Source organism: Mesorhizobium sp. M0217, from assembly GCF_040321955.1.
In the GTDB taxonomy this organism is placed as follows: Bacteria; Pseudomonadota; Alphaproteobacteria; order Rhizobiales; family Rhizobiaceae; genus Mesorhizobium.
In genome coordinates, this window is the sequence record NZ_JAMYSN010000002.1 from 87,343 (window position 1) to 113,084 (window position 25,742).

Consider the following 25,742-nt stretch of genomic DNA (forward strand, 5'->3'; position numbering starts at 1 on the left):
GTTCATCAATTTAATCAGATGTTTAGCCGCGATCCCTGAAACGGTTGGTGATGGGATAGCGGCGGTCGCGGCCAAAATTCTTCCGGGTGATCTTCACACCCGGCGCCGCTTGCCGGCGTTTGTACTCGGCAATGTAGAGCAAATGTTCGACGCGCGTCACCGTCGCCCGGTCGTGGCCGCGCGCGACGATGTCGTCGACGCCCATTTCGTTCTCGACCAGGCATTCCAGAATGTCGTCCAGCACCGGATAGGGCGGCAGCGAATCCTGGTCGGTCTGGTTCTCGCGCAATTCCGCCGACGGCGCCTTGTCGATGATATTCCTGGGGATCACCTCGCCTGAGGGACCGAGCGCGCCCGGCGGCACATGGCTGTTGCGCCAGCGCGACAGCGCATAGACCTGCATCTTGTAGAGGTCTTTTATCGGGTTGAAGCCGCCATTCATGTCGCCATAAAGCGTGGCGTAGCCCACCGACATCTCGCTCTTGTTGCCCGTGGTGACGACCATCGAGCCGAACTTGTTGGAAATCGCCATCAGGATCGTGCCGCGCGCGCGGCTCTGCAAATTTTCCTCGGTAATGCCTTCCTTGGTGCCCTCGAAAAGCTGCGTCAGCGTATGCAGAAAACCCTCGACCGGTTCGAAGATCGGCACGATGTCATAGCGGCAGCCAAGCGCACGGGCGCAATCCTCGGCATCCTTCAGCGAATCCTCCGAGGTATAGCGGTAGGGCATCATCACCGCCCGCAGCCGCTCCTCGCCAAGTGCGTCGACGGCAAGGGCCGCGCAGATCGCCGAATCGATGCCGCCGGAGAGACCCAGCACCACGTTCTTGAAGCCGTTCTTGTTGACGTAGTCGCGCAGGCCGAGCATGCAGGCGCGGTAGTCCGCCTCTTCGCGCTCGGGGATTTTCGACATCGGCCCTTCCGAGCAGACCCAGCCGTCGAACTCTTCTGCGTTTTGCGCGCCTGCGGCGACGCGGTTGCGCTTCCAGGTGGTGACGTCGACAGTTTCCTCGAACTGGCTCATCTGGAAGGCAAGCGTCTTGTCGGCGCCTATGGCAAAAGAGGCGCCGTCGAAGATCAGCTCATCCTGGCCGCCGATCTGATTGGCATAGATCATCGGCAAACCGGTCTCGATGACCTGGCGGATAACGACCTGATGGCGCACGTCCATCTTGGCGCGGTAGTAGGGCGAGCCGTTCGGCACCAGCAGGATTTCCGCGCCGCTTTCGGCCAGGGTTTCACAGATGCCGACGTCGCCCCAGATGTCCTCGCAGATCGGAATTCCGATGCGCACACCGCGGAAATTGACGGGTCCCTGAGCCTCGGGGCCGGCCTGAAAGACGCGCTTCTCGTCGAACTCGCCATAGTTTGGCAAATCGAGCTTGTAGCGCTCGGCGAGGATCTTGCCGCCATCGGCGATGATGATCGAATTGTGGGTGCCGCTCTTGCGCTTCAGCGGCGTGCCGATGATGACGCCCGGCCCGCCATCGGCGGTATCTCCGGCGAAGTCTTGCGCGGCCTTCTCGCAAACCTTGAGGAAGGCCGGCTTCAGCACCAGGTCCTCCGGCGGGTAACCGGCAAGGAAAAGCTCGGTGTAGAGCACGATGTCGGCGCCCTGGCGGGCGGCATCGGCCCTCGCCTCGCGCGCCTTGGCAAGGTTGCCGGCGACATCGCCGACCGTCGGGTTGAGCTGGGCAACGGCGATGCGCAGAATATCGGGTGCGGTCTTCTGGGTCATGCCTGCGGTTTAGCGCGGCAAATTTGCCCGGGCAATGGCGTTCGTTTGGACCAATTCGGTGATCAGTCATCGCCCATATATTCCCGCAGCGATTGCGGCGAATGGTTCTCTCCGATCGACATCGCCAGAATGCGCGAGATGTGCCGGCGCGGCAGGCCGGTTTCCTGCGCCCATTTGTTGATCTGCGCCTGAATCCTGTCGAGATCCCTCTTCGACGTCGGACTTTCGGCGATGTCGAGGCCGGCGTCACGCAAAGCCGCGACCATATCGGCCGAGATGACGAAGGCGTCCCATTGCAGCCAACGCAGGAAATACTGGCCGGTGTTGCCGCCAAGCCGGCTGCCATGCTTGCCGAGATACGCCATCAGCCCGACCTGGTCGTCGTCAGGCCACTCCGCGAGGAATTTGCCGAAACCGCCATGTTCCTTCGACACACGCTCAACGAAGGCGGCGTTGTCGCGGACGGATTTGATCTTCTGCGGGTTGCGCACAATGCGTTGATCAGCCGTCAGGTCATGCCAGAAGTCATCAGGTTGAAACAACAGCCGTTTCGGCTCGAAATGGAGAAAGGCTTCCTCGAAGCCCGGCCATTTCTGTTCGATGACGCGCCAGACGAAGCCGGCGGCAAACACCCGCTCGGCCATCGTCGACAGGATGCGATCGTCCGTAATGTCGGCAACAGCAGCATTGTCAGGCGCCGGCCCGAGCAGCGAGGTCAGCACGGCGTCGCCGCCTTTGCGTTTTGCAGCACGGGCGCGAATCTTCGCGAAATCGGGCATCCTGCATCCTCGCGCCGCGCTTTTGACGAAACGCCATCTTCCTATATGCAAACGAGGCTGCCAAGCCGATGCTTTTCCTATGGAGACATCCATGCACAAGACCGTGCCAGAACTGGCCAACCGCTGGCTGAGGCGAACGCCGGAGGGCCTCAGCGAGCTCGAGCGGCGGGTGTTGCAGAGCACTGTCGACCGCAAGCCCATCTCGCAGGATATCAACGACAGCCTCACCGGCCTTCAGGGCGCCGGCGACCGGATCGCCGATGCCATTGCCCGCATCGGCGGCTCGTGGACGTTCATCCTGTCCTTCATTGCTTTCCTGGTGCTGTGGATCGGCGCCAATTGGTGGCTGCTCGGGCGAGACTCATTCGACCCCTACCCCTTCATCTTCCTCAATCTCGTGCTGTCGATGATCGCCGCCCTGCAGGCGCCGGTGATCATGATGTCGCAGAACCGCCAGGCCGCACGCGACCGCATCGACGCCGCGCATGACTATGAGGTCAACCTCAAGGCCGAGATCGAGATCATGGCTCTGCATGAAAAGCTGGACGAACTGCGCCACAGCCAGATCATCGGCGTGCGCGAGGACATCGCGCGCCTGGCCGAACAGGTGAACCGCATAGACGAAAAAGTGTCGGGCCGGCAAACCTCTCAATGACCGGGATCGTCCATCACCTCATCGAGCAATATGGGTTGATCGCGGTTTTCCTGGGCTGTGTCGCCGAAGGCGAAAGTGCGGCCATCCTCGGCGGCTTCTTCGCCCATCAGCATGTCTTCATCCTCTGGAAGGCTTTCCTCGCGGCCGCCATTGGCGCCTTCGTCGGCGACACGTTTTTCTTCATTCTCGGCCGCAGCTTTGCCGACCATCCCAGGGTGCTGAAACTGAAGGCGAGGCCCGGCTTCAACCACGCCTACCGTCTCGTCTCGTCCCATCCCAACATATTCGTCCTGTCCAACCGCTACATCTATGGCCTGCGCCTGGTCGGCGGCATCGCGGCCGGTTTCGCCAGCATTTCGGTAGCGCGCTTCGTTATCCTCAACGCGGTGTCGTCGCTGGTCTGGGCGGCTTTGTTCTGCGGCATCGGCTACGTCTTCGGCCTCGGCGCCGAGCAGATGATAGGCAAGGCACTGCTCCATCACGAACGGCTGCTGATCGCGCTTGCCATAGGTCTGGGTGTCGCCATCCTTGCCTGGCTCATCGCCCGCACCATCGCCGGTAAGGAGCGCGCCAAGGACGCCCGCGACAGCGAAACCACATCGTAAGGTTCAGTCGTCGTCCTCGACCAGAGCCCGGTCGCCGCGATCGAGGATCAGCGGGATGATGAGATCTTCCTCGTCGGCCAGATGCCGCTTCAGCATGGCGATCAGCCGGCTGTTCTCGTCCGCATAGGCGTCGGCGGCGAAGCGCTGCCTGTCCTCGCTCTCCTCGAGCGTGCGGATGAAGGCGTTCGCCGTCTCGGCGTTGCGCTCCAGCCCCTCATGAATGGTGTGATGGTCGGCATCGAGGATTTCGAAGCCGCGCTTCAGGCGCGGCTCCGCCTTGGCGAAAGCCGGGAAATATTGGTAGTCCTCGACATTGTGGTGGCCGTCGAGATTGCCGAGAAAGTGGTTCAGCCGCGGCGCGAACCAGCGCGCGAAATCCGGCGCCGTCAGCCTGCCTTCGCGATAGTCGCCAATGCCGTTGGTGAGCATGCCGCCCAGCTCTCGGAACATGTCGTGCCGCTGCAGCCACATGTTTGCCATGCCGTGGATGTTGGCGTGGCCCTGCCATGTCTCGCGCGGATATTTTTCCGCCAGCCAGCGCAGGTCTTCCGGCAGGCCGGCTCTTTCAAGCAGCAGAAAATTGGCTTCCACGACGTCAGTCTCCTTTGGTGACTAACATATGGGAGCGTTCAGATCAGATCGGTAGTCCCGTGATGCGCTCGATGAGGGCGATTCCCCAGACGCCGGCGACGATAACAACCGAAATCAGCACCGCCAGCGAGCCGCAGTCCTTGGCGAGCTGGATGTCGACGTTGAACTCGCGACTGAAGGCATCGCAGGCTGCCTCGATGCCGGTGTTCAGCACTTCGACCATGATGAGCAGCAGCACCGCGCCGATCAACAGCGCGTAGCCGCGCCACGAGACCGAGACGAACCAGCCGAGCGGCAGCGCCAGCACCAGCAGCATCAGTTCCTGCTGAAATGCCCTTTCGCTGGCGGCGAGCTTGCGAAAGGCTCGCACAGAATTGAAGTAAGCACCGATCAGCCGCTGCATGCCGCATCCCCTTCGAATCACCGGCAGGGGATATCGCAATGGCTGGATCAAGGGAATAAGGCAGCCGCCGCAAAATCACTCCTCCGCAACCTTGATCGTCGGCGTCGACTTCTCGAACTGCGGCAGTCCATCGTCGATCGTATAGTAATCGCCCTTGTCGCCGACAAAGATGTGGCATTGGCCTTCGAGCCCGGTCGGGTTGTCGAACGATCCGGCCAGAACTGAGACATAGGCATCCTGACCCGGCTTCCAGAACAGCACCGAGCCGCAGATCTTGCAAAAGCCGCGCTTGGCAAAGGAAGACGATTCGTACCAGCTGATGTTGTCGGCGCCGGTTATCGTGATGTCGCCGTCGGCGACGTTGGTCGCGGCGTAAAAATGCCCGCTCTGCTTGCGGCACTGCGAACAGTGGCAATAAATGACGCCGCGCAACGGCCCTCGCGTCTGGAAACGCACGGCTCCACACAGGCAAGATCCGCTGTGGTTGTTGCTCATCCCTACCTCCACCAGCCATCGTCCAGGGCTTCGCCGCTGGCCGAGAGGATTTCAGTTTTGCCGCAGCCGGGCACCGGCAAATGCGACATGGGGTGGCCGCGTTCGGACCTGACCTCAGGATCTTTGCAAACCATTTCTGCAGCCTGCGGTAGAACGGACGCGTTACCTGGCGGCACATTAAGGAAACTTTAGCGCCGGCGCATCTATGGTCGTTGCCAAGCGAATGTCGCGATTGGGGACGTGTCTTTCGCAGGATGATCCGAAATACGGCTGGCACTCTCCGGTCGGCGGCATCTCGCACGGTCTGCGATGGTTCCCAGAGGCAGAGTGAACAGAACATGCAGCCGGCAGCCGTCCAGACCGACCGAAACAGCGACATTGCAACAGCCGTTGTGGCGACCATGCGTCAGCTCGGCGTGCTTTCTCTGCCGCGCAATTACGAAATCTTCTACGAAGCACTGAAAGGCGCCAATCGCGAACTCGGCCTGGCCGTCGTCGCGCTGGGCAACCAGCCGACGCAGGACGATCTCGACCGCATCGGCCGCGCTTTCTTTGCCCAGCATCACGGTCCCGGCATTGTCGAGCAGGCGCGCGACGTGCTGGCCAGGGAACTCGAGGACATCGCCTTGCTGCTGCGCAGCGAACGTAGCCATATCGAGAAATACGGCAAGATCCTCGATGAGACGTCGAGTGGCCTCGCCAACCGCAGCCTGCTTTCGCAGGATCTGCTGCAGAAGGTCGCCAGCGCCATGGCGGCAGCCACCAACTCGACCCTCGACCACGGCAAGCAGGTTGCAACCACGCTGAGCGACAAGACGGCGGAACTGGAGAGCGTCAAGTCGAAGCTTGAGGAGTACAAGCGGCTCGCCGACACCGACCCCTTGACCCATATCTGGAACCGCCGCGCCTTCGACAAGCAAATCACGGCGATTTACACCTCCAACAAGGGGATCCTGTTCAACGCCCTGATCCTTGCCGACATCGACCATTTCAAGGGTGTCAACGATCGCTACGGCCACCCGGTCGGCGACAAGATCATCCAGATCGTCGCTGAAATCTTCCAGACCAGCATCCGTGAAGACATGTTCGTTGCCCGCACCGGCGGCGAGGAATTCGCGCTGATCGTCGAGGGCGCCAGCGAGGATACCACTTACGAGATCGCCGAACGCATCCGCGTGCTGATCGAACAGACGCCGTTCACCAGCAGCCAGACCGGCGCCAATTACGGCACGGTGACCGTTTCCATGGGCATCTGCATGGCTTCCGAAGCGGAAAGCCCGGAGGATCTTTACACCAAGGCGGACCGGGCGCTCTACCGCTCCAAGGTTGGCGGGCGCAACCGCGTCACCCGGCACTCGACAATGGCCGGCCGCACCGGCAAGAACTGGCTGCTATACAAGAAAGACTGACGCTTCGGCGTGCAGCTAATTCCCGGGCACAGGCAAATTTATCGGATCCCGCCTCTTTCCATATGAATTTCAGTGGACTATATTTTCCATGGAAAGAGAGAGGCCATGTCTGTTACACAACCCAATGCCGCCCCTGATCTCACCGCGACGGCGGCCGAAAACGCGGTTCTGACCAAGGCCACGCTGCGTGCCGCCGAACTCCTGGATATAACCGCCAGGGTGCTTGCGTCGATCATCGGCGTCTCGGAAGCCACGGTTTCACGCATGCGCAGGCAGGAATTCCTGCTGGAGCGCGGCACCAAGCCGTTCGAACTCGCGGTGCTGTTCGTGCGGCTGTTCCGTTCGCTCGATGCCATTGTCGGCGGTGACGAGACGATAGCCCGGGCATGGCTGAAGAACGCCAACACGGCTTTCGATGGCAGCCCGCTTGAAAAGATCCTCACCATTACCGGGCTTGTCGATGTCATTGCCTATCTGGACTCCCGACGCGCTCTCGTCTGAAGCCGTCCGGCTCGACGGCAAATACTGGCGCATGGTCGAGGCGCAGCACCGCGTCTCGACGCTGAAGATCGTCGACACGCTGGACGAACAGGCGCTGCTCGAGGATCTGATCGAGGAGACCAAGCCGCAGATCCCCATGGAATGCCGGCATCTCCACTATCTCTTGGCGACGCCCTTCCGCTACGGCTCGATCTATCCCTACGGCTCGCGCTTCCGCCGCGCCGGCCGCACCCTGGGCGTCTACTATGCGGCGGAGACGATCATGACGGCGGTCGCCGAAATGGCCTTCTACCGCCTGCTGTTCTTCGCCGATTCGCCCGACACGCCATGGCCGCGCGACGCCGCCGAATACACCGCCTTCGCCGCCGCGATCCGTACCGACAATGCCATCGACCTGACGCGGCCGCCCCTCGACCGCGATCGGGCCCATTGGACGCATCCGACCGACTATGCCGCCAGCCAGGCGATTGCCGATGTCGCGCGTGAGGCTGGGCTGGAGGCGATCCGTTACCGTTCGGCGCGCGACCCGAAGGGCGTCAATGTGGCGCTGCTGACATGCCGCGGCTTTACCAAGGCCAAGCCGCTGGAGCCGCACACATGGCGCATCCGGCTAGGCTCCCTCGGCGTCCAGGGGATCTGCGAATTTCCGGAAAGGCGCATCGAGTTTTCCAGAACCGCCTTCGCCAATGATCCCCGGCTCAACGGATTGCGCTGGGAACGCGGGCGTTGATCAAACGAAAAAGCGCCGGATTTCTCTGGCGCTTATCATTTCAATTCTGAAAACGGGTTCAGCCGTTAGCCACCTGCTTGTGCTGCACCGGATGGCTCTTCTTCAAGAGATCCGACACCAGGAACGCCAGCTCGATCGCCTGGTCGGCGTTGAGGCGCGGGTCGCAATGGGTGTGATAGCGGTCCTGCAGCTCCTCGGCGGTGATGGCGCGGGCGCCGCCGGTGCATTCGGTGACGTTCTTGCCGGTCATCTCGACATGGATGCCGCCGGGGTGCGTGCCTTCGGCGCGATGCACCTCGAAGAAGGTCTGCACTTCCTTGAGGATGCGGTCGAACGGCCGCGTCTTGTAGCCGGCAGCCTCGATCGTATTGCCGTGCATCGGGTCGGACGACCACACGACGCTGCGACCTTCCTTCTGCACCGCGCGCACCAACTTCGGCAGATGGTCGGCGACCTTGTCGGAGCCGAAGCGGGCGATCAGCGTCAGCCGGCCCGGCTCGTTCTCCGGATTGAGCAGGTCGATGAGCTCCAGCAGGCCGTCAGTCGTCAGCGACGGGCCGCATTTGAGGCCGAGCGGGTTCTTGATGCCGCGGCAATATTCGACATGCGCATGGTCGGGCTGTCGGGTGCGGTCGCCGATCCAGATCATGTGGCCCGACGTTGCGTACCAGTCGCCGGAGGTCGAATCGACGCGGGTCAGCGCCTCTTCATAGCCGAGCAGCAGCGCCTCGTGACTGGTGTAAAAGTCGGTCTCGCGCAGCGCGTAGTTGGTCTCCGAGGTGATGCCGACGGCCTTCATGAAGTCCATCGTCTCGGTGATGCGGTTGGCGAGCATGCCATACTTCTCGCCTTGCGGGCTGTCGGAGACGAAGCCCAGCATCCAGCGATGCACATTCTCCAGGCTGGCGTAGCCGCCTTGGGCGAAGGCACGCAGCAGGTTAAGCGTCGCCGCCGACTGGCGGTAGGCCATTTCCTGGCGGGCCGGGTCGGGAATACGCGACTTGGGGTCGAACTCGATGCCGTTGATGATGTCGCCACGGTAGCTTGGCAGCGTCACCTCGCCCTTGGTCTCATTGTCGGACGAGCGCGGCTTGGCGAACTGGCCGGCGACACGGCCGACCTTCACCACCGGCTGCGCGCCGGCAAAGGTCAGCACCACCGACATCTGCAGGAAGACGCGGAAGAAGTCGCGGATGTTGTCGGCGCCATGTTCGGCGAAACTCTCGGCGCAATCGCCGCCCTGCAGAAGGAATGCGTCGCCGGCAGCGACAGCCGCAAGCTGCTTCTTCAGCTTGCGCGCCTCACCGGCAAAAACCAGCGGCGGAAAGGTGGCGAGCTGGGCTTCCGTGTTCTTCAGCGCGGCGAGGTCCGGATAGGCAGGAACCTGCTTGATCGGCTTTGCTCTCCAAGAATTCGGCGACCATTTCGTCATCGCTGCACCCAAACGCTCTTTCCAGCAGGCTTTTGCCCGCCATTCCCGCCCCATATGGGGATGGCGGCTCCATACACGAAGCCGATTTTCTATTCTAGACCGGAATTCAAGCGCTGGCGAATGATGGGGAGCTCCATGCCGCGACCCACTTTGGCTTCTTATCTTCGCGACGGCTGTGCAATATCCCTTGGTGCCAGAATCGATCCTCACAGATGTAGTCGCGCCGGTCATCGTCCGCTGCGCAACAATTCTCCATGGAGTCCCTATGTCCGTGTCCGCCTACCTTGACCGCGTGCGCCGCGAGCAAGGCCTGTTTACGATCGAAGAGGTTGTTGGCCTGTCCGAGCGCGGCAACGTGATCTACGACCCCTACTCCACGCTGATTTCCGCAGGCGCCGTCATCGGGCGAGGCAACGTCTTCTTCCCCGGCGTCTACCTGTTCTGCACCGACGGTGGCGCGCTGGAGATCGGCGACGCCAACATTTTCCACGCCAACACACTGTTCGAAGCATCCGCCGGCGCAATCCGCGTCGGCTCACGCAACCAGTTTGGCGAAGGCGGTTTTACTGCAAAGGCCAACAGGCCGGGAGCCTCGATCGTGATCGGCGATCAAGGCCGCTATCTCAACGGCGCGGCGGTGTTCGGTGAGACGGTGCTCGGTTCGGGCAGCCAGCTTCTCGGCGCGATCACCGTCGACAGTTGCCGGCTGGAACCGGGCGGCAGTTTTCGTGAGTCCGACCCCGACCGCCGGGCCGGATTGCTGAAAGGCGCCGGCGCCGCGCGCGGCTTCACCGTGCCTGCCGGGCACGTCATCGTCGGCGCCGGCACGTTCTCGGCATCCGACCTGCAGTTGCAGTCGAATTTCCATCCGAAAGTCTAGGTGGCCACCAGCCGCGCCAACTGCGTCATGACGACAGCCGAGCCCGCCAGGCGCTTTTCCGCCGTCGGCCAGTCGCGGATGAAGACCACGCTGTGGTCGGCCCTGATCTTGGCCAGCGAGCCCTGTTCGCCGATGTACTTGACCAGCCCGACCGGGTTCGAAAACTCGCGCTTGCGGAAGTGGATGACGACGCCCTTGGGGCCGGCATCGAGCTTTTCGACATTGGCCCTCCGGCAGAGTGCCTTGATGAAGACGATCTTGAGCAGATGCTTCACTTCCTCCGGCAGCGGGCCGAAGCGGTCGATCAGCTCGGCGCCGAAAGCATCGATCTCCTCGGTGCTTTCGAGATCGCCAAGGCGGCGGTAGAGCGCCAGCCTGAGCTGCAGGTCCGGCACATAGCTTTCCGGGATCATGACCGCCGTGCCCACCGCGATCTGCGGCGACCAGCCGCCATCCTGCACCTCACCGGAATCCTTCACCTCGGCCACCGCCTCCTCCAGCATCTGCTGGTAGAGCTCAAAGCCGACCTCCTTGATGTGTCCGGATTGTTCTTCGCCGAGTAGATTGCCGGCGCCCCTGATGTCGAGGTCGTGGCTGGCGAGCTGGAAGCCGGCGCCAAGCGTGTCCAGCGATTGCAGCACCTTCAGCCGGCGCTCGGCGGTGTCGGTGAGCTTGCGATTGGCCGGCAGCGTGAACAACGCATATGCCCGCACCTTGGAACGGCCGACGCGGCCGCGCAGCTGGTAGAGCTGCGACAGGCCGAACATATCGGCGCGATGGATGATCAGCGTGTTGGCGGTCGGAATGTCGAGCCCGGATTCGACGATGGTGGTCGACAACAGCACGTCGTACTGGCCGTCATAGAAGGCGTTCATGATGTCGTCGAGTTCGCCCGGCGGCATCTGGCCATGGGCCACCGCCACCTTCAGCTCGGGGACGGATTCGCGCAGGAAATCATGGATTTCGGCGAGATCGCTGATGCGCGGAACGACATAGAAGGAATGGCCGCCGCGGTAGCGTTCGCGCAGCAGCGTCTCGCGGATGACCAGCGGGTCGAAAGGCGAGATGAAGGTGCGCACCGCCATGCGGTCGACCGGCGGCGTGGCGATCAGCGACAGTTCGCGCACGCCGGTCAAGGCAAGCTGCAGCGTGCGCGGGATCGGCGTCGCCGACAGCGTCAGCACGTGGACGTCGGTCTTGAGGTCCTTCAGCCGTTCCTTGTGCTTGACGCCAAAATGCTGCTCCTCGTCGATGATCAGCAGGCCGAGATTCTTGAACGAGATCGCCGACCCGAGCAGTGCATGGGTGCCGATGACGATGTCGACCTGCCCCTCGGCGATGGCTTTCTTGGTTTCCGCCAGTTCCTTGGCGCCGACCAGCCGCGAGGCCTGGCCGACGCGGATCGGCAGGCCGGAGAAGCGCTGCGAAAAAGTCTTGAAATGCTGGCGCGACAACAGCGTCGTCGGCACCACGACCGCGACCTGGAACCCTTCCATCGCCGCGATGAAGGCGGCGCGCAACGCCACTTCGGTCTTGCCGAAGCCGACATCGCCGCAGATCAGCCGGTCCATCGGCTTGCCGGCGCCGAGATCGTCCACGACGGCATCGATCGCGCCCTGCTGGTCGTCGGTCTCCTCATAGGGAAAGCGCGCCGAGAATTCGCCGTAAAGCCCTTCCGCCGGCACCATGGGCGGCGCGGTACGCATCTGGCGCTCGGCGGCAATGCGGATCAACTGTCCGGCCATGTCGAGCAGGCGCTTCTTCAGCCGCGCCTTGCGCGACTGCCAGGCGCCGCCGCCGAGCTTGTCCAGCGTCGCCTCGGCTGTGTCAGAGCCGTAGCGCGACAGAAGCTCGATGTTTTCCACCGGCAGGAACAGCCGGTCGTCGCCGGCATAGTGGATTTCCAGGCAGTCATGCGGCGCGCCGACCGCCTCGATGGTGCGCAGGCCGATGAAGCGGCCAATGCCGTGATCGGCGTGGACGACGATGTCGCCGGCCGACAGCGACGAGGCCTCGGCGATGAAATCCGACGCGCGCTTCTTGCGCTTCGAGCGGCGGATCAGCCGGTCGCCCAGAATGTCCTGCTCGGCGACGACGACCAGCTGTTCGGTCTCGAAGCCGGATTCCAGCGGCAGCACGGCGAGTACCGCCTGCCCCGGCTCGAGCTTTTCCGCCTCGGCCAGCGTCGCCACCGGCACGAGATTGCCGAGATGGTGCTCGGCCAGGATCTGGCCCAACCGGTCGAGCGAGCCTTCGGTCCAGCCGGCGACGATGACCCGGCGGCGCGCCGCGCGCTCGTCAGCGATGTGTTTTACGACGACATCGAAGACGTTGATGTTTGGGTCAGCCCGTTCCTCGGCAAAGCTGCGGCCATGGCGCGAGCCGCCATGGAAGACCTTCTTGGCCCCGACATCGGGCGCGTCGAAGGCGGTGAAGTCGATGGCTTCGCGCGGTCCGAGCGACGCCACGAGGTTTTCCGGTGAGAGATAGAGCAGGTCCGGCGCCACCGGCTTGTAGGGCACGGCGTCCTTCAACGCGGCGTCGGCCTGTTTGCGGCGCGCTTCGTAGTGGTCGAGGATTAGCGTGTGACGCTCAGCCAGCGCTTCGTGCGCCAGATGGTCGAAGATGACAGGCGCATCCGGCAGATAATCAAACACTGTCTCCAGCCGCTCGTAGAACAGCGGCAGCCAGTGCTCCATGCCGGCAAAGCGCCGCCCTTCGCTCACCGCCGCATAAAGGCCGTCGTCGCGCTGCGGCGCGCCAAAGGCTTCGATATAGGAGCGGCGGAAGCGGCTGATGGTTTCGGGGGTCAGCGCCACTTCACTCATCGCCTGCAGCGCCATCGACTTGCGCTGGCCGGTGGTGCGCTGCGTGGCGGCGTCGAAGACGCGGATCGATTCCAGCGTGTCGCCGAAGAAATCGAGCCGCAGTGCTTCCGTCCAGCCGGGTGCGTAGAGGTCGAGGATGCCGCCGCGCACGGCGAATTCGCCGATACCGCGCACCGTCGGCACTCGCTCGAAGCCGGAAATCTCCAGCCGGGACACCAGCGCGTTCATGTCGATTTGGTTGCCGGGCTTTGCGTGGAAAGTCTGCGCTTCGACCAGATCGGCCGGCGGAATGCGCTGCAGCAGCGCATTGGCAGTGGTCAGGATGACCGCGCGATGCGGCTTTTTTGCCAGCGCGATCATTGCCGTCAGGGCGTCGAGCCGCTTGGCGGCGGCATCGGAGCCTGGCGAAACGCGGTCATAGGGCAGGCAATCCCAGGCCGGCAACTCCAGCACCGGCAGGCCGGGGGCGGCAAAGGTCAGCGCCTCGATGATCGACGGCAGGCGCTGGCCGTCGCGCGCCACGAACAGCACCGGTTTGTCAGGCGCAATCTCATGGATCGCCTGCACCAGCGCAAAGGCTTCGTAGCCATCGGCAACGCCGTCGACGATGAACTGGCCGGCACGGCCTTTCGGCAGACCGATTTTGGGAATGAGGCTCATGGTTGCACGTTTAAAATGTCATGGTCCGGCGCGATGCCAGGATCTTTTGCAGGACGGCACAGTCGATATTCCTGGGAACCGGGCGTTCGCCGGTGACCATGGGCAGGAATTCGGTGTCGGGGATGTCGAGGAGCCTTTCATATTGGTCGATTTCATCGCCGGTCAAGGCGCCGATCTCGTTGTCGGCAAACGTACCGAGGATAAGGTCCATCTCGCGCATCCCGCGATGCCAGGAGCGGAACAACAGCTTGCGGCGCCTGATATCCAGCCCCTCGCTTGATCGTTTCGTCCCGGTCATCGTGCCGCATCCTTGCTTGGTGCGGCGCATATAGCGTGGATAGAGGGCGGTGTCAGCCTTGCAACGCACGGGTGGGCGGCTAAACATCCCTGGTGTGAAGAACACTCCTGACAACGCTGGTGCCGGACACCGCCCGCACTTCACCCTCCCCCTTGTGGGGAGGGTCGGCGAGCACGCTTCGCAAAGCGAAGCGAGTGAGACGGGGTGGGGGTGCGGCGCTGACCTACCGACTTCCTCGAAAGTTAGCCGCGCACCTACCCCCATCCCGCTCCGCTTCGAGGATCGACCCTCCCCACAGGGGGGAGAGTGAAGCCATGCGCCCCTCCCTCCTCGACCCTCTCTTCGTCCCGATCACTTCGCTTGCCGGCGTCGGCCCCAAGGTTGGCGCTCTGATCGAGAAGGTGGTGGCGGCCGATCTCGGCGAACGGCCGGCGCGCGCCGGCGACCTGTTGTTCGTTCTGCCGCACACCGTCATAGACCGCCGCAATCGTCCCGGCATCGCGCTTGCGCCGGCCGGCGCCATCGTCACGCTCGACGTGCGCATCGACCGCCACCAGCCGCCGCCGCGCGGCAACCGGTCGGTGCCTTACCGCGTCTATGCCCATGACGACACCGGCGAGATCGGCCTGATCTTCTTCCACGCCCATGCCGCCTATCTCGAAAAGGCGATGCCGGTGGGCGAGCATGTCGTCGTCTCCGGCCGCATGGAGTGGTTCAACGGCCGCCCGACCATGGTCCATCCCGACCATATCGCCCTGGTGAGCGAGGCGGAAACACTGCCGCTGGTCGAACCGGTCTATCCGCTGACCGCCGGCCTGTCGGGCAAGGTGCTGCGCCGCGCCATCGGCCAGGCGCTCGGCCGGCTGCCGGAATTGTCGGAATGGCAGGACGGCGCCTTCATGCGCAAGCAGACTTTCCCCGCCTTCGCCGACGCGCTCGCCCGCATCCACTATCCCGCGGACCCGATCGATGTCGCCATCGAGGGGGTGGCATGGCGCCGCCTTGCCTATGACGAGCTTCTCGCCGGCCAGGTCTCGCTGGCATTGGTGCGGGCAAAAGTGCGCCGCCTGTCGGGCCGGCCGCTCATCGGCGACGGTCGCATCGTTGAGAAACTGCGCGCAGCCCTGCCCTATTCATTGACCGGCAGCCAGGAATTCGCGCTTGCCGAAATCAATGCCGATCTGGCCGACCCCGAGCGCATGCTGCGCCTGCTGCAAGGCGATGTCGGCTCCGGCAAGACGGTGGTGGCGCTGCTGGCCATGGGGCGCGCAGTCGAGGCCGGTGGCCAGGCGGCATTGATGGCGCCGACCGAGATCCTGGCGCGCCAGCATCTGGCGACGATCACGCCTTTGGCCGAACAGGCCGGCCTGCGCGTCGCTATCCTGACCGGCCGCGAAAAGGGCCGCGAACGCACTGAAACGCTATCAGGTCTCGCCAGCGGCGAGATCGACATCGTCGTCGGCACCCATGCGCTGTTCCAGGAAACGGTGACCTATCACGACCTCGTCTTTGCCGTGGTCGACGAGCAACACCGCTTCGGCGTCCACCAGCGGCTTGCCATCACCGCCAAGGGCGACGCCCCCGACATGCTGGTGATGACGGCGACGCCGATCCCGCGCACTCTGGTGCTGACCGCCTTCGGCGACATGGACGTCTCCAAGCTGACGGAAAAACCGATCGGCCGCCAGCCGATCCGCACCGTCACGCTGCCACTGGAACGGCTGGACGAGTTGGTCGGTCGCATGCTGGACGCGGTTGCCGACGGCCAGAAGATCTACTGGATCTGCCCGCTGGTCGAGGAATCCGAAGAGATCAAGCTGATGTCGGCCGAGGACCGTTTTGCCTCGCTGCAGCCCTTGTTCGGCGATCGCATCGGCCTCGTCCACGGCCGCATGAAGGGTGCCGAAAAGGACGAGGCGATGCGCGCCTTCAAGGCCGGCGAAACCCGCATCCTGATCGCCACCACCGTTATCGAGGTCGGCGTCGACGTGCCGGACGCCACGATCATGGTCATCGAGCATGCCGAGCGTTTTGGCCTGGCGCAACTGCACCAGCTGCGCGGCCGCGTCGGGCGCGGCGACAAGCCTTCTTCCTGCGTGCTGCTTTACAAGGACCCGCTCGGCGAGACGGCAAAGCGCCGGCTGTCGGTGATGCGCGAGACCGAGGACGGTTTCCTGATCGCCGAAGAGGATCTGAAGCTGCGCGGCGAAGGCGAATTGCTCGGCACCCGCCAGTCCGGCACGCCGGGCTTCCAGGTGGCGCGCATCGAGGTGCACGCCGACTTGCTCGAAGCAGCCCGCGACGATGCAAGGCTGATCCTGTCGCGCGACCCGGAACTACAGTCTGAGCGCGGCGAGGCGCTGCGCCTGCTGCTCTATTTGTTCGGCCGCGACGAGGCCGTACGGCTCTTGCGCGCCGGCTGAGCGCCCTCGGCGATCAGCCCGCCAAGCGGCGGGTTGGCGAGTCGATCGGCTGGCCGTTCATCGTCACCATTTTCGGCTTGACTTCGGGCGCCACCAGCCCGGCCGAGACGATCAGCCTGGCGCCGTCCTCGATCGTCATGTCGAGCAGCACGATGTCGGATTTCGGCACGTACATCAGGAAACCGGTGGTAGGGTTCGGCGTGCACGGCATGAACACGGCGATCATCGGGTCGCCTGCATGGTCGAGCTTCTGGTTGATCTCGGTTTCCTTCTCGCTGGCGACGAAGACCAGCGACCAGACGCCTTTTCGCGGATATTCGACCAGCCCGACCTGGCGGAACATATCGCCCTTGTTCGACAGCACCGTCTGGAAAATCTGCTTCAGCGAACCGTAGATGCCGCGCACCAGCGGCATACGGCCAAGCAGCCGTTCGCCGAAATTGACGATGGCGCGACCGACGATGTTGGCGGTCATGAAGCCGATCAGCGTGATCAGCACGAGCGCCACGATCAGGCCGAAGCCGGGCACCGGAAACGGCAAATAGGTGTCGGGGCTGTAGCGCGCCGGAATGTACGGCTTCACCCAGGAATCGACCCAGCCGACGAACGACCAGGCGATATAGGCGGTGATCGCCAGCGGCGCGCAGACGATAAAGCCTGTGAGGAAATAGTTCCTCAGCCGGGTCATGCCGGAAGTTCTGGGAGCATCGGACATGGTTCACCGGGGATGCGGGTTGCAGCGCCACACTAGTGAAGCGGACGGCGCTTTGGAACTGCGAAGTTTTTTAGACCCCCGATGAGCGCCGACTACTCCACGGTCACCGATTTCGCCAGATTGCGCGGCTGGTCGACGTCCGTCCCCATGAACACGGCGGCGTAGTAGGCCAGCATCTGGATCGGCAGCGCATAGATGATCGGCGAGATGATTTCCGGCACGTCAGGCAGGATGATCGTCTCCATCGTCTTCAAGCTCACCTGAGCCGCGCCCTTGGCGTCGGTGATCAGGATGATCTTGCCGCCGCGCGCCGCCACCTCCTGCATGTTCGACACAGTCTTTTCGAAGATGCGGTCATGCGGCGCGATGACGATGACCGGCATGTTTTCGTCGATCAGTGCGATCGGGCCATGCTTCAGTTCGCCCGCGGCATAACCCTCGGCATGGATGTAGGAGATTTCCTTGAGTTTCAGCGCGCCTTCCATGGCGAGCGGGAAATTGGTGTCGCGGCCGAGATAGAGCACGTCCTTGTAGCGCGAGATTTCGCGCGCGATGCGCTCGATCTGCTCCTCGAGCTTGAGCACCTGGTTGGCGTAGCGAGGCGCCTCCGAAAGAGCGCGCACCAGCGTCTTTTCCTCGTCCTTCGAGATCGTGCCGCGGGCCACACCCGCACGCACCGCCAGCGAGGCCAGCACCGAAAGCTGGCAGGTGAAAGCCTTGGTCGAGGCGACGCCGATCTCCGGCCCGGCCAACGTCGGCAGCACGACGTCGGATTCGCGCGCCATGGTCGATTCGCGCACATTGACGATGGCGCCGATCTTCATGCCCGCCTTGCGGCAATAGCGCAGCGAGGCCAGCGTGTCGGCGGTTTCGCCGGACTGCGAGATGAAGAAGGCAGCATCATCAGCCGATAACGGCATTTCGCGATAGCGGAATTCCGAGGCGACATCGATGTCGACCGGCAGCCGCGCATAGCGCTCGAACCAGTATTTGCTGATCAACCCCGCGAGATAGGCGGTGCCGCAGGCCGAGATCGCCAGCCGGCCGATCTTAGCGAAGTCGAACGGCAGTTCCAGCGGCTTCGACACGCCAGAGACGAAATCGACATAGTGCGCCAGCGTATGCGAGATCACTTCGGGCTGTTCATGGATTTCCTTTTCCATGAAATGGCGGCGGTTGCCCTTGTCGACCATGAAGCTGGTCGACAGTGATTGCTGGCGCTTGCGGGCAACCTCTTTGCCGTCGATGTCGAAGATGGTGACGCCATCGCGGCGCACCACCGCCCAGTCGCCGTCTTCGAGATAGGTGATGGAATTGGTGAACGGCGCCAGCGCGATGGCGTCGGAGCCCAGAAACATCTCGCCATCGCCATGGCCGACGGCCAGCGGCGGGCCATTGCGGGCGCCGACGATGAGATCCTCGTCGCCGGTGAACATGATGGCCAGAGCAAAGGCGCCTTCCAGCCGCTTCAGCGCCTGGTGCGCCGCCTCGATCGGCTTCAGCCCTTTGGCAAGCTGCCGCGCCACCAGATGCGCTACGACCTCGGTATCGGTCTGCGACGAGAAGGAATAGCCGTCGCGGATCAGCTCATCGCGCAACTCGGCGAAATTCTCGATGATGCCGTTGTGAACGATGGCGACGCCGTCGGAGAAATGCGGATGGGCGTTGGTCTCGTTGGGCACGCCATGTGTGGCCCAGCGCGTGTGGCCGATGCCGATCGTGCCATCGAGCGGCTCGTCCTTCAGCCGGCGTTCGAGGTTGATCAGCTTGCCTTCGGCGCGGCGGCGGCCAAGCCGGCCATGCTCGATCGTGGCGACACCGGCCGAGTCATAGCCGCGATATTCCAGCCGCTTCAAAGCATCGACGATGAGCGGCGCGACTTGGCTCTGGCCGACAATTCCGACGATACCGCACATGCGCCTGCCCCCGATTCACCTGGAAAACCAGTCCCGATGGAAAACCAGCGCTATCTAGGGATTGCCGGCCCGCCGCGAAAGTCACTTTGCGTTTCGTCTGCTGTAACGGAACGCTTCTCAACCCGATGCACCATGACACACCGCTCTTGCAATCCGGTTACCGCAATTCCTCGGTTGTTCAATTGCTTCGGCGGTTAATGGCCGGTGCCGGCCTTTTTCTTCGCCGCTGCGGCAGACGCGAAGCGCTCGCGCAATTCCTTGCCCTTGCCGGGAATGGTCTTCTGGCGGGCGCGGCCGAAGGCCAGCGCATCGTCCGGCACGCTTTCGGTTATGACGCTACCCGAGGCGATGTAGCCGCCCTTGCCGATCGTAACCGGCGCCACCAGCGACGAGTTCGAACCGATGAAGGCGCCCTCGCCGATGTCGGTGAAAAACTTCGAGTAGCCGTCATAGTTGCAGGTAATGGTGCCGGCGCCGATATTGGCCCCCGCGCCCACACGGGCATCGCCGATATAAGTCAGATGATTGACCTTGGCGCCCTCCTCGATGACCGCCTGCTTGACCTCGCAGAAATTGCCGACCTTGGCTTTCTCGCGGAGATCGGCGCCTGGCCTGAGCCGTGCGAACGGACCGACGTCGCAATTGGCAGCGACGGTCGCGCCTTCGATGTGGCTGAAGGCGTGGATCTTGGCGCCGCCGGCGATTTTCACGCCCGGGCCGAACCAGACATTGGGCTCGACGATGGTGTCGGCGCCGATTTCGGTATCGTGCGAGAAATACACGGTGTCCGGCGCAATCAGCGTTACGCCCGACAGCATCGCCTCGTCCCGACGACGCTGTTGCCAGATGCCTTCCGCCTGCGCAAGCTCGGCCCTGTTGTTGATGCCGAGCGCGCTCTCGAAGCTCGTTTCGGTGGCGACGACATCGAGCCCTTTCGCACTGGCGATCTCGACGATGTCGGTGAGATAGTACTCGCCCTTGGCGTTCTTGTTGCCGACCTTGTCGAGCAGTTCGAGCGCATGAGCGCCGGCCACCGCCATCATGCCGGCATTGCAGAAGCCGATCTTCTTTTCCTCGGCGGAGCAGTCCTTCTCCTCGCGGATGGCGGTGAGCTTGCCACCTTTTTCGATCAGCCGGCCATAGCCGGCCGGGCTGGGCGGACGGAAACCGATCACCACGACGGCCGCGCCATCGGCAAGCTTTTGCCGCGCGGTCACCAGGGCTTCAGCATCGATCAGCGGCGTGTCGCCGAACATCACGAGAATGTCGTCATAACCCGTTGATATTGCACCGCGTGCGGCCAGCACCGCATGCGCGGTGCCGAGCCGCTTCTCCTGCACGAACGTCTCGGCCTTGGGCGCGAACTTCGCCGCTGCCTTGTGCATATCCTCGGCGCCATGGCCGATCACCAGCGCCTGGCTGCGGGCGCCGGCGGCCTCTGCCGCCCTCACCACATGGGCGACCATCGGCAGTCCGGCGATCTGGTGCAGCACCTTCGGCGTCGCGCTCTTCATGCGCGTGCCTTCACCGGCGGCGAGGATAACGGACAGGCAGGATCTGGTTTGCATGTTGGGAGTTTCCGAGGACCGAGATTCGTTGCAGTCTTAGCACCGGAGGCATCGCGGTCCAATGCGGCTGAATTTCGGTAGAAACCTAACAAAGACCCTTGGCGGTCCTCAGGTAAGTATGGTCATCCGCAGGAGACAGAAAGTGCTTTGGGGATGAATACCCAGATTTCGTTCCCGCGAGCTGTCAGTTGGGCCTTTCGGTCCGATTTCGACAAACGGCGGCGATTTGAGTTGGAGAATTCGCCTGCTTTTGACGAGATTGTAGAGCGAATATGCAAGGAAGCCGCTTCAAGAAAGATAGATGCGTCTGTAAGGCCCGGGAACCGAGCCGAATTATTCGGGTGTCATCGCGCTGGGTTTTGTTTGCGGTTTAAGCCAACGACCTTTGACATTTTCTTTAATAGCCCCACCGGTTTGCGAGCTCAGTATCTAGTTCATCCTGATCTTGGACAGGCGGCAAACTGCGTGTTGATCGCGGCTCTCAGATTGCAGTTGCTTGATGCCTATAAGAAGGAATCGCTACCGATTGCGCATAAAAATTGGTCAATCGACAACTCCATCGACGCAACATCGGCAAGGATATGGCGATACGAGTTGGTCTCTACCGCACCCAAACACGATCTTAACATCCCAGGGTGGGACGGACATGGATCGTCCGCCCCAATGGGAGAATGCTTAGTTGTAAATGGTGCGTGGATCGACTCGGATGGCCAGGAGGTAGTCATTCCGGAGAAGATCGGACGGCGATTTGAAGTGCACAGAAGCGGATATTCCTAGGTCAAGCCCAGCACCTACCCCAGCCGGCCCAGCACCGGAAAATTCTCCAGCAGCCAGTAGGACACCGTCTGCACGCCGCCGGTGAGAAAGAACACCCCGGCGACGACCAGCAGCGCGCCGATCGCCTTTTCGACGCGACCGAGATGGACGCGGAACCTGCCGAGGAAGCGCATGAAGGCGCCGGAGAACAGGGCAGCGATCAGGAACGGAATGCCGAGGCCAAGCGAATAGGCGGCGAGCAGCAGCGCCCCCTCGCCCACCGTCTCGCGGCCGCCGGCCAAGGTCAGGATCGGCCCCAGCACCGGGCCGATGCACGGCGTCCAGCCAAAGGCGAAGGCCAGCCCCATGACATAGGCGGCGACCATGCTGGCGGGCTTGCCCTGCGACTGGAAGCGCGCCTCGCGCGACAAAAGTGGTATGCGCAGGATGCCGAGGAAATTCAGCCCCATCAGGATGATCAGCACCCCGGCAGCCATCGCCAGCGGCTCCTGCCAGACGCGCAGCCAGTGGCCGATGGTCGAGGCGCCGGCGCCAAGCGCCACGAACACGGTGGAGAAACCGAGTACGAAGGCGAGCGAGGAATAGATGAGCGCGCCGCGGGCGCCGGCCTTGGCCGTGACGCCGGCATCGTCACCGCGAAAATCGTCGACCGACACGCCGGCCATGTAGCAGAGATAGGGAGGCACCAGCGGCAGCACGCAAGGCGACAGGAACGAGATCGCCCCCGCTCCGACCGCGCTGACATAGCCGACGTCCAATGGCATTCCAGAACTCCAGATTCCCTGGCGCCGATATAGCGGTGCAAACCCGTGTTCGCCAATCACCATCGTGTGGCATTTGGCTACAGATACGGTCCGGCGGACGAATTGTTGGCGGCCAATCCCAAGTTGACCAAGCCGGGGAAGAAATGTCCCTCGCCGAGCGTTCACAGAGCGAAGCCGCGATTTCTGCGCGCTTCGTCGGATCACCAGGGAGATTTCCATGAAAACGATCACCGTCGGCCTGGCCGCCCTTCTGCTCAGCACCGCCGCATCCTTCGCCGCCGAAGCGTGGAAGGAAGCCGAAGTCGGTGGCACCAAGATCTACACCGATGCCAATGGCATGACGCTCTATACCTATGACAAGGACGAGAAGGGCAAGACCAACTGCTACGACAAATGCGCCACCAACTGGCCGCCGCTGAAGGCCGAGGACGGCGCCAAGGCGGACGACGAATGGACCATCGTCGACCGCACCGACGGCACCAAGATGTGGGCCTATGACGGCAAGCCGGTCTACACCTTCATCAAGGACAAGAAGGCCGGTGACATCACGGGCGACGGCGTCGGCGAAGTCTGGCACATCGTCAAGGCCGACTGATCGTCCGAACCTCTATCCCGCACCCCATCGGCGGGACTCGGCTGGCCGCCGGCTCCAAGCGACCCGGCGACCAGTTCGGCATTTACGCGCAGCACGAACTGGTCGCGGCGCCTTTCCCGGTGGCTCGAAACACGAACCGTCCCAGACAAAAATTTTGTGATCTTCTCCATACACTCTAAGAGTGTATTGCGGCACACGCCTCCGCATTTTGGCCGCTTGCCCTTGACCGATCGCAAAAGCGCGGCCATGTGAGCGACCAATTGAATGCGTCACGCAGCGGAATTCTTCTGCCGCCCCACAGCTGATATGAGACCTCATGGACGTCGTCGTCGTCGAATCGCCGGCCAAGGCAAAGACAATCAACAAGTATCTCGGCAAGAACTTCAAGGTTCTGGCCTCGTTCGGCCATGTCCGCGATCTGCCGGCCAAGGATGGTTCGGTGCGTCCCGACGAGGATTTCGCCATGTCCTGGGCGGTCGACACCGCGTCCGGAAAGCGTCTCACCGACATAGCCAACGCGGTCAAGGATGCCGATGGCCTGATCCTCGCCACCGATCCGGATCGCGAGGGCGAAGCCATTTCCTGGCACGTGCTGGAGGTGCTCAAGCAGAAGCGCGTGTTGAAGGACAAGCCGGTCAGCCGCGTCGTCTTCAATGCCATCACCAAGTCGTCGGTGCTGGAAGCGATGGCCAATCCGCGCCAGATCGATGCGCCATTGGTCGATGCCTATCTGGCTCGCCGCGCACTCGATTATCTCGTCGGCTTCACGCTGTCGCCGGTGCTGTGGCGCAAATTGCCGGGCGCCCGTTCCGCCGGCCGCGTCCAGTCGGTGGCGCTGCGCCTGGTCTGCGACCGCGAATCCGAAATCGAACGTTTCGTCCGCGAGGAATACTGGCAGATCGCTGCCCTCCTCGGCACGCCACGTAACGACAGCTTCGAGGCGCGGCTGACCGCGTTCGAGCGCAAGAAGCTGCAGAAGCTCGACATCGCCAGCAAGGCGCAGGCCGACGATATCAAGGGCATGCTCGAAGGCGCGACCTTCAAGGCTCTGTCGGTGGAAGCCAAGCCGACGCGGCGCAATCCTGGCCCGCCCTTCACCACTTCGACGCTGCAGCAGGCGGCATCGTCGGGCCTCGGCTTTTCGGCGACGCGCACCATGCAAGTGGCGCAGCGCCTCTATGAAGGCATGGAGATCGGCGGCGAGACCACCGGCCTGATCACCTATATGCGAACCGACGGCGTGCAGATGGCGCCGGAGGCGATCGACGCCGCCCGCGACACCATCGCCAAGGAATTCGGCCCAAGATACCTCCCGGAAAAGCCGCGCCAGTACACAGCCAAGGCCAAGAATGCCCAGGAAGCGCACGAGGCGGTCCGCCCGACCGATTTCATGCGCACGCCGGCTTCGGTCAGGCAGTATCTCGATTCCGACCAGCTGCGGCTTTACGAATTGATCTGGAAGCGCGCCATCGCCAGCCAGATGCAGTCGGCCGAGATCGAGCGTACCACGGTCGAAATCGAGGCGGTCAATGGCGCTCGCACCGCGGAGCTTCGCGCCGTCGGTTCCGTCGTTCGCTTCGACGGCTTCATCGCCGCCTACACCGACCAGAAGGACGACGACGCCGAAGACGAGGAAAACCGTCGTCTGCCCGAGATCCGTGCCGGCGAGCAGCTGGCCCGTCAGGCGATCAATGCCACCCAGCACACCACCGAGCCGCCGCCGCGCTACTCCGAGGCGTCGCTGATCAAGAAGCTGGAAGAGCTCGGCATCGGCCGTCCGTCGACCTACACCGCGATCCTGAAGACGTTGGAAGACCGTGACTACGTCACCATCGACAAGCGCCGGCTGGTGCCGCAGGCCAAGGGCCGGCTGCTGTCGGCTTTCCTCGAAAGCTTCTTCGAGCGCTATGTCGAATATGACTTCACGGCCTCACTGGAGGAAAAACTTGACGAGATTTCCGACGGCAAGCTCGCCTGGAAGGACGTGCTGCGCGACTTCTGGAAAGATTTTTCCGGCGCCGTCGCCGACATCAAGGAACTGCGCGTCACCGACGTGCTCGATGCGCTGAACGAGGAACTGGCGCCGCTGGTGTTCCCCGCGCGGGAGGATGGCTCGAATCCCCGCATTTGCCCAAAATGCGGCTCCGGCAATCTGTCGCTGAAACTCGGCAAGTTCGGCGCCTTCGTCGGCTGCTCCAATTATCCGGAATGTTCCTTTACCCGCCAGCTCGGCGATGCCGCCAACCCGAATGGCGAGAATGGCGGCGGCGAGGACGGCACCAAGGTGCTCGGCAACGATCCCTACACGGCAGAGGAAATCACGCTGCGCTCAGGCCGCTTCGGTCCTTATATCCAGCGCGGCGACGGCAAGGAAGCCAAGCGGTCCAGCCTGCCCAAGGGCTGGACGCCCGACTCGATCGACCATGAAAAGGCCTTGGCGCTGCTGTCGCTGCCGCGCGATATCGGCAAGCATCCTGAATCCGGCAAGATGATCTCCGCCGGGCTTGGCCGCTATGGTCCATTCGTTTTGCATGATGGCACCTATGCCAATGTCGACAGCATAGAGGATGTGTTCTCGATCGGCCTCAACCGCGCTGTCACCGTGATCGCCGAGAAGCAGCTGAAGGGCAAGGGCGGCCGCAATGGCGGCACTGCGGCGGCGCTGAAGGAACTCGGCGACCATCCCGATGGCGGCGGCAAGATCGTCGTGCGCGATGGCAAATACGGGCCCTATGTCAACTACGGCAAGGTCAACGCGACACTGCCCAAGGGCAAGGATCCGCAGTCGGTGACCGTCGAGGACGCGGTGGCGCTGATTGCCGAGAAGGAAGCCAAAGGCGGCGGCAAGAAGCCGTTCCGCAAGGCGGCAGCCGCCAGGGCCCCCACAGCCAAGAAAACCACTGCCAAAACAACCACTGGCAAGAAAACCACAGCCAAGAAGTCGGCGACCAAGAAGCCGGCGGCGAAGAAAAAGGGATAG

Annotated in this window: 20 protein-coding genes and 1 pseudogene; 9 read left to right on the forward strand and 12 right to left on the reverse strand. The window is 63.0% G+C overall.

The genetic code is table 11. From position 1 onward, the window contains the following. Nucleotides 1-22: 22 nt before the first annotated feature. Both NKJ18_RS05035 and NKJ18_RS05040 read right to left on the reverse strand, forming a co-directional pair. A complete protein-coding gene (locus NKJ18_RS05035; RefSeq protein ID WP_023725738.1) occupies nt 23-1,738 on the reverse strand; it encodes an NAD+ synthase in 1,716 nt (571 codons plus the stop codon). A gap of 62 nt (nt 1,739-1,800) precedes the next feature. Continuing rightward, entirely contained in the window at nt 1,801-2,517 is a 717-nt protein-coding gene (locus NKJ18_RS05040; protein ID WP_023695415.1) for a DNA-3-methyladenine glycosylase I, read from the reverse strand. A gap of 91 nt (nt 2,518-2,608) precedes the next feature. Here NKJ18_RS05040 and NKJ18_RS05045 point away from each other — a divergent pair, with 91 nt between their 5' ends. Both NKJ18_RS05045 and NKJ18_RS05050 read left to right on the forward strand, forming a co-directional pair. After that, the gene (locus NKJ18_RS05045; protein WP_023688332.1) at nt 2,609-3,172 is read left to right on the forward strand and encodes a DUF1003 domain-containing protein; all 564 of its coding nucleotides are present in this window, start codon (nt 2,609-2,611) and stop codon (nt 3,170-3,172) included. Then, a complete protein-coding gene (locus tag NKJ18_RS05050) occupies nt 3,169-3,777 on the forward strand; it encodes a DedA family protein (protein ID WP_023753306.1) in 609 nt (202 codons plus the stop codon). Before NKJ18_RS05045 ends, NKJ18_RS05050 begins: the two co-directional genes overlap by 4 nt. A gap of 3 nt (nt 3,778-3,780) precedes the next feature. Here NKJ18_RS05050 and NKJ18_RS05055 read toward each other — a convergent pair whose 3' ends face one another. From NKJ18_RS05055 to NKJ18_RS05065, 3 genes are all read right to left on the reverse strand, one after another. Further along, nucleotides 3,781-4,368: a hemerythrin domain-containing protein gene (locus tag NKJ18_RS05055; RefSeq protein ID WP_023667553.1), complete on the reverse strand. Its 588-nt coding sequence runs from the start codon at nt 4,366-4,368 to the stop codon at nt 3,781-3,783. Between the two features lie 43 nt (nt 4,369-4,411). Beyond that, nucleotides 4,412-4,771: a diacylglycerol kinase gene (locus tag NKJ18_RS05060; protein WP_023667554.1), complete on the reverse strand. Its 360-nt coding sequence runs from the start codon at nt 4,769-4,771 to the stop codon at nt 4,412-4,414. Nucleotides 4,772-4,846: 75 nt separating this feature from the next. Beyond that, nucleotides 4,847-5,266, reverse strand: coding sequence for a GFA family protein (locus NKJ18_RS05065; RefSeq protein ID WP_023667555.1), 420 nt, complete (start codon nt 5,264-5,266; stop codon nt 4,847-4,849). Between the two features lie 338 nt (nt 5,267-5,604). Here NKJ18_RS05065 and NKJ18_RS05070 point away from each other — a divergent pair, with 338 nt between their 5' ends. The 3 genes from NKJ18_RS05070 to NKJ18_RS05080 all read left to right on the forward strand — a co-directional run bounded on the left by NKJ18_RS05070 (nt 5,605) and on the right by NKJ18_RS05080 (nt 7,906). Beyond that, on the forward strand, nt 5,605-6,675 hold the full coding sequence (locus NKJ18_RS05070; RefSeq protein WP_352757912.1) for a GGDEF domain-containing protein: 1,071 nt from the start codon (nt 5,605-5,607) through the stop codon (nt 6,673-6,675). A 105-nt stretch (nt 6,676-6,780) separates the two neighbouring features. Continuing rightward, on the forward strand, nt 6,781-7,176 hold the full coding sequence (locus NKJ18_RS05075) for an MbcA/ParS/Xre antitoxin family protein (protein ID WP_023667557.1): 396 nt from the start codon (nt 6,781-6,783) through the stop codon (nt 7,174-7,176). After that, nucleotides 7,136-7,906: an RES family NAD+ phosphorylase gene (locus NKJ18_RS05080; RefSeq protein ID WP_023688327.1), complete on the forward strand. Its 771-nt coding sequence runs from the start codon at nt 7,136-7,138 to the stop codon at nt 7,904-7,906. The genes NKJ18_RS05075 and NKJ18_RS05080 overlap by 41 nt, the downstream gene beginning before the upstream one ends. Nucleotides 7,907-7,964: 58 nt before the next feature. Here the strand turns inward: NKJ18_RS05080 and NKJ18_RS05085 are convergent, their stop codons facing one another. Next, nucleotides 7,965-9,338, reverse strand: a complete 1,374-nt coding sequence (locus NKJ18_RS05085) for a class II 3-deoxy-7-phosphoheptulonate synthase (RefSeq protein WP_023688326.1) — start codon at nt 9,336-9,338, stop codon at nt 7,965-7,967. Between the two features lie 271 nt (nt 9,339-9,609). Between NKJ18_RS05085 and NKJ18_RS05090 the strand changes: the two genes are divergently transcribed. Next, complete coding sequence (locus NKJ18_RS05090; RefSeq protein WP_196814070.1) at nt 9,610-10,218, forward strand: hypothetical protein; 609 nt, start codon at nt 9,610-9,612, stop codon at nt 10,216-10,218. Here NKJ18_RS05090 and mfd read toward each other — a convergent pair. Together mfd and NKJ18_RS05100 are read right to left on the reverse strand one after the other, a co-directional pair. Further along, entirely contained in the window at nt 10,215-13,706 is a 3,492-nt protein-coding gene (gene mfd / locus NKJ18_RS05095; RefSeq protein WP_023691172.1) for a transcription-repair coupling factor, read from the reverse strand. The genes NKJ18_RS05090 and mfd overlap by 4 nt on opposite strands. A 10-nt stretch (nt 13,707-13,716) precedes the next feature. Continuing rightward, nucleotides 13,717-14,004, reverse strand: coding sequence for an FAD assembly factor SdhE (locus NKJ18_RS05100; protein ID WP_023681561.1), 288 nt, complete (start codon nt 14,002-14,004; stop codon nt 13,717-13,719). Nucleotides 14,005-14,318: 314 nt separating this feature from the next. Between NKJ18_RS05100 and recG the strand changes: the two genes are divergently transcribed. After that, on the forward strand, nt 14,319-16,427 hold the full coding sequence (gene recG, locus NKJ18_RS05105) for an ATP-dependent DNA helicase RecG (protein WP_027050382.1): 2,109 nt from the start codon (nt 14,319-14,321) through the stop codon (nt 16,425-16,427). On the opposite strand, the pseudogene NKJ18_RS05110 reads toward recG, so the two are convergent. The 4 genes and pseudogenes from NKJ18_RS05110 to NKJ18_RS05125 form a co-directional block, all read right to left on the reverse strand. Then, nucleotides 16,379-17,142, reverse strand: a pseudogene (locus NKJ18_RS05110) (DUF502 domain-containing protein). The gene recG and the pseudogene NKJ18_RS05110 sit on opposite strands and share 49 nt — an antisense overlap. 92 nt (nt 17,143-17,234) lie before the next feature. After that, nucleotides 17,235-19,058, reverse strand: a complete 1,824-nt coding sequence (gene glmS / locus NKJ18_RS05115; protein ID WP_352444069.1) for a glutamine--fructose-6-phosphate transaminase (isomerizing) — start codon at nt 19,056-19,058, stop codon at nt 17,235-17,237. A gap of 194 nt (nt 19,059-19,252) precedes the next feature. After that, nucleotides 19,253-20,626: a bifunctional UDP-N-acetylglucosamine diphosphorylase/glucosamine-1-phosphate N-acetyltransferase GlmU gene (glmU, locus tag NKJ18_RS05120; protein ID WP_352757913.1), complete on the reverse strand. Its 1,374-nt coding sequence runs from the start codon at nt 20,624-20,626 to the stop codon at nt 19,253-19,255. Between the two features lie 791 nt (nt 20,627-21,417). Further along, nucleotides 21,418-22,167 (reverse strand): cytochrome c biogenesis CcdA family protein, encoded by a 750-nt coding sequence (locus NKJ18_RS05125; protein ID WP_352511626.1) that lies wholly within the window; start codon nt 22,165-22,167, stop codon nt 21,418-21,420. Nucleotides 22,168-22,384: 217 nt separating this feature from the next. Here NKJ18_RS05125 and NKJ18_RS05130 point away from each other — a divergent pair, with 217 nt between their 5' ends. Both NKJ18_RS05130 and topA read left to right on the forward strand, forming a co-directional pair. Then, on the forward strand, nt 22,385-22,762 hold the full coding sequence (locus NKJ18_RS05130; RefSeq protein ID WP_023725729.1) for a COG4315 family predicted lipoprotein: 378 nt from the start codon (nt 22,385-22,387) through the stop codon (nt 22,760-22,762). A gap of 316 nt (nt 22,763-23,078) precedes the next feature. Further along, nucleotides 23,079-25,742, forward strand: coding sequence for a type I DNA topoisomerase (topA, locus tag NKJ18_RS05135; protein ID WP_023725728.1), 2,664 nt, complete (start codon nt 23,079-23,081; stop codon nt 25,740-25,742).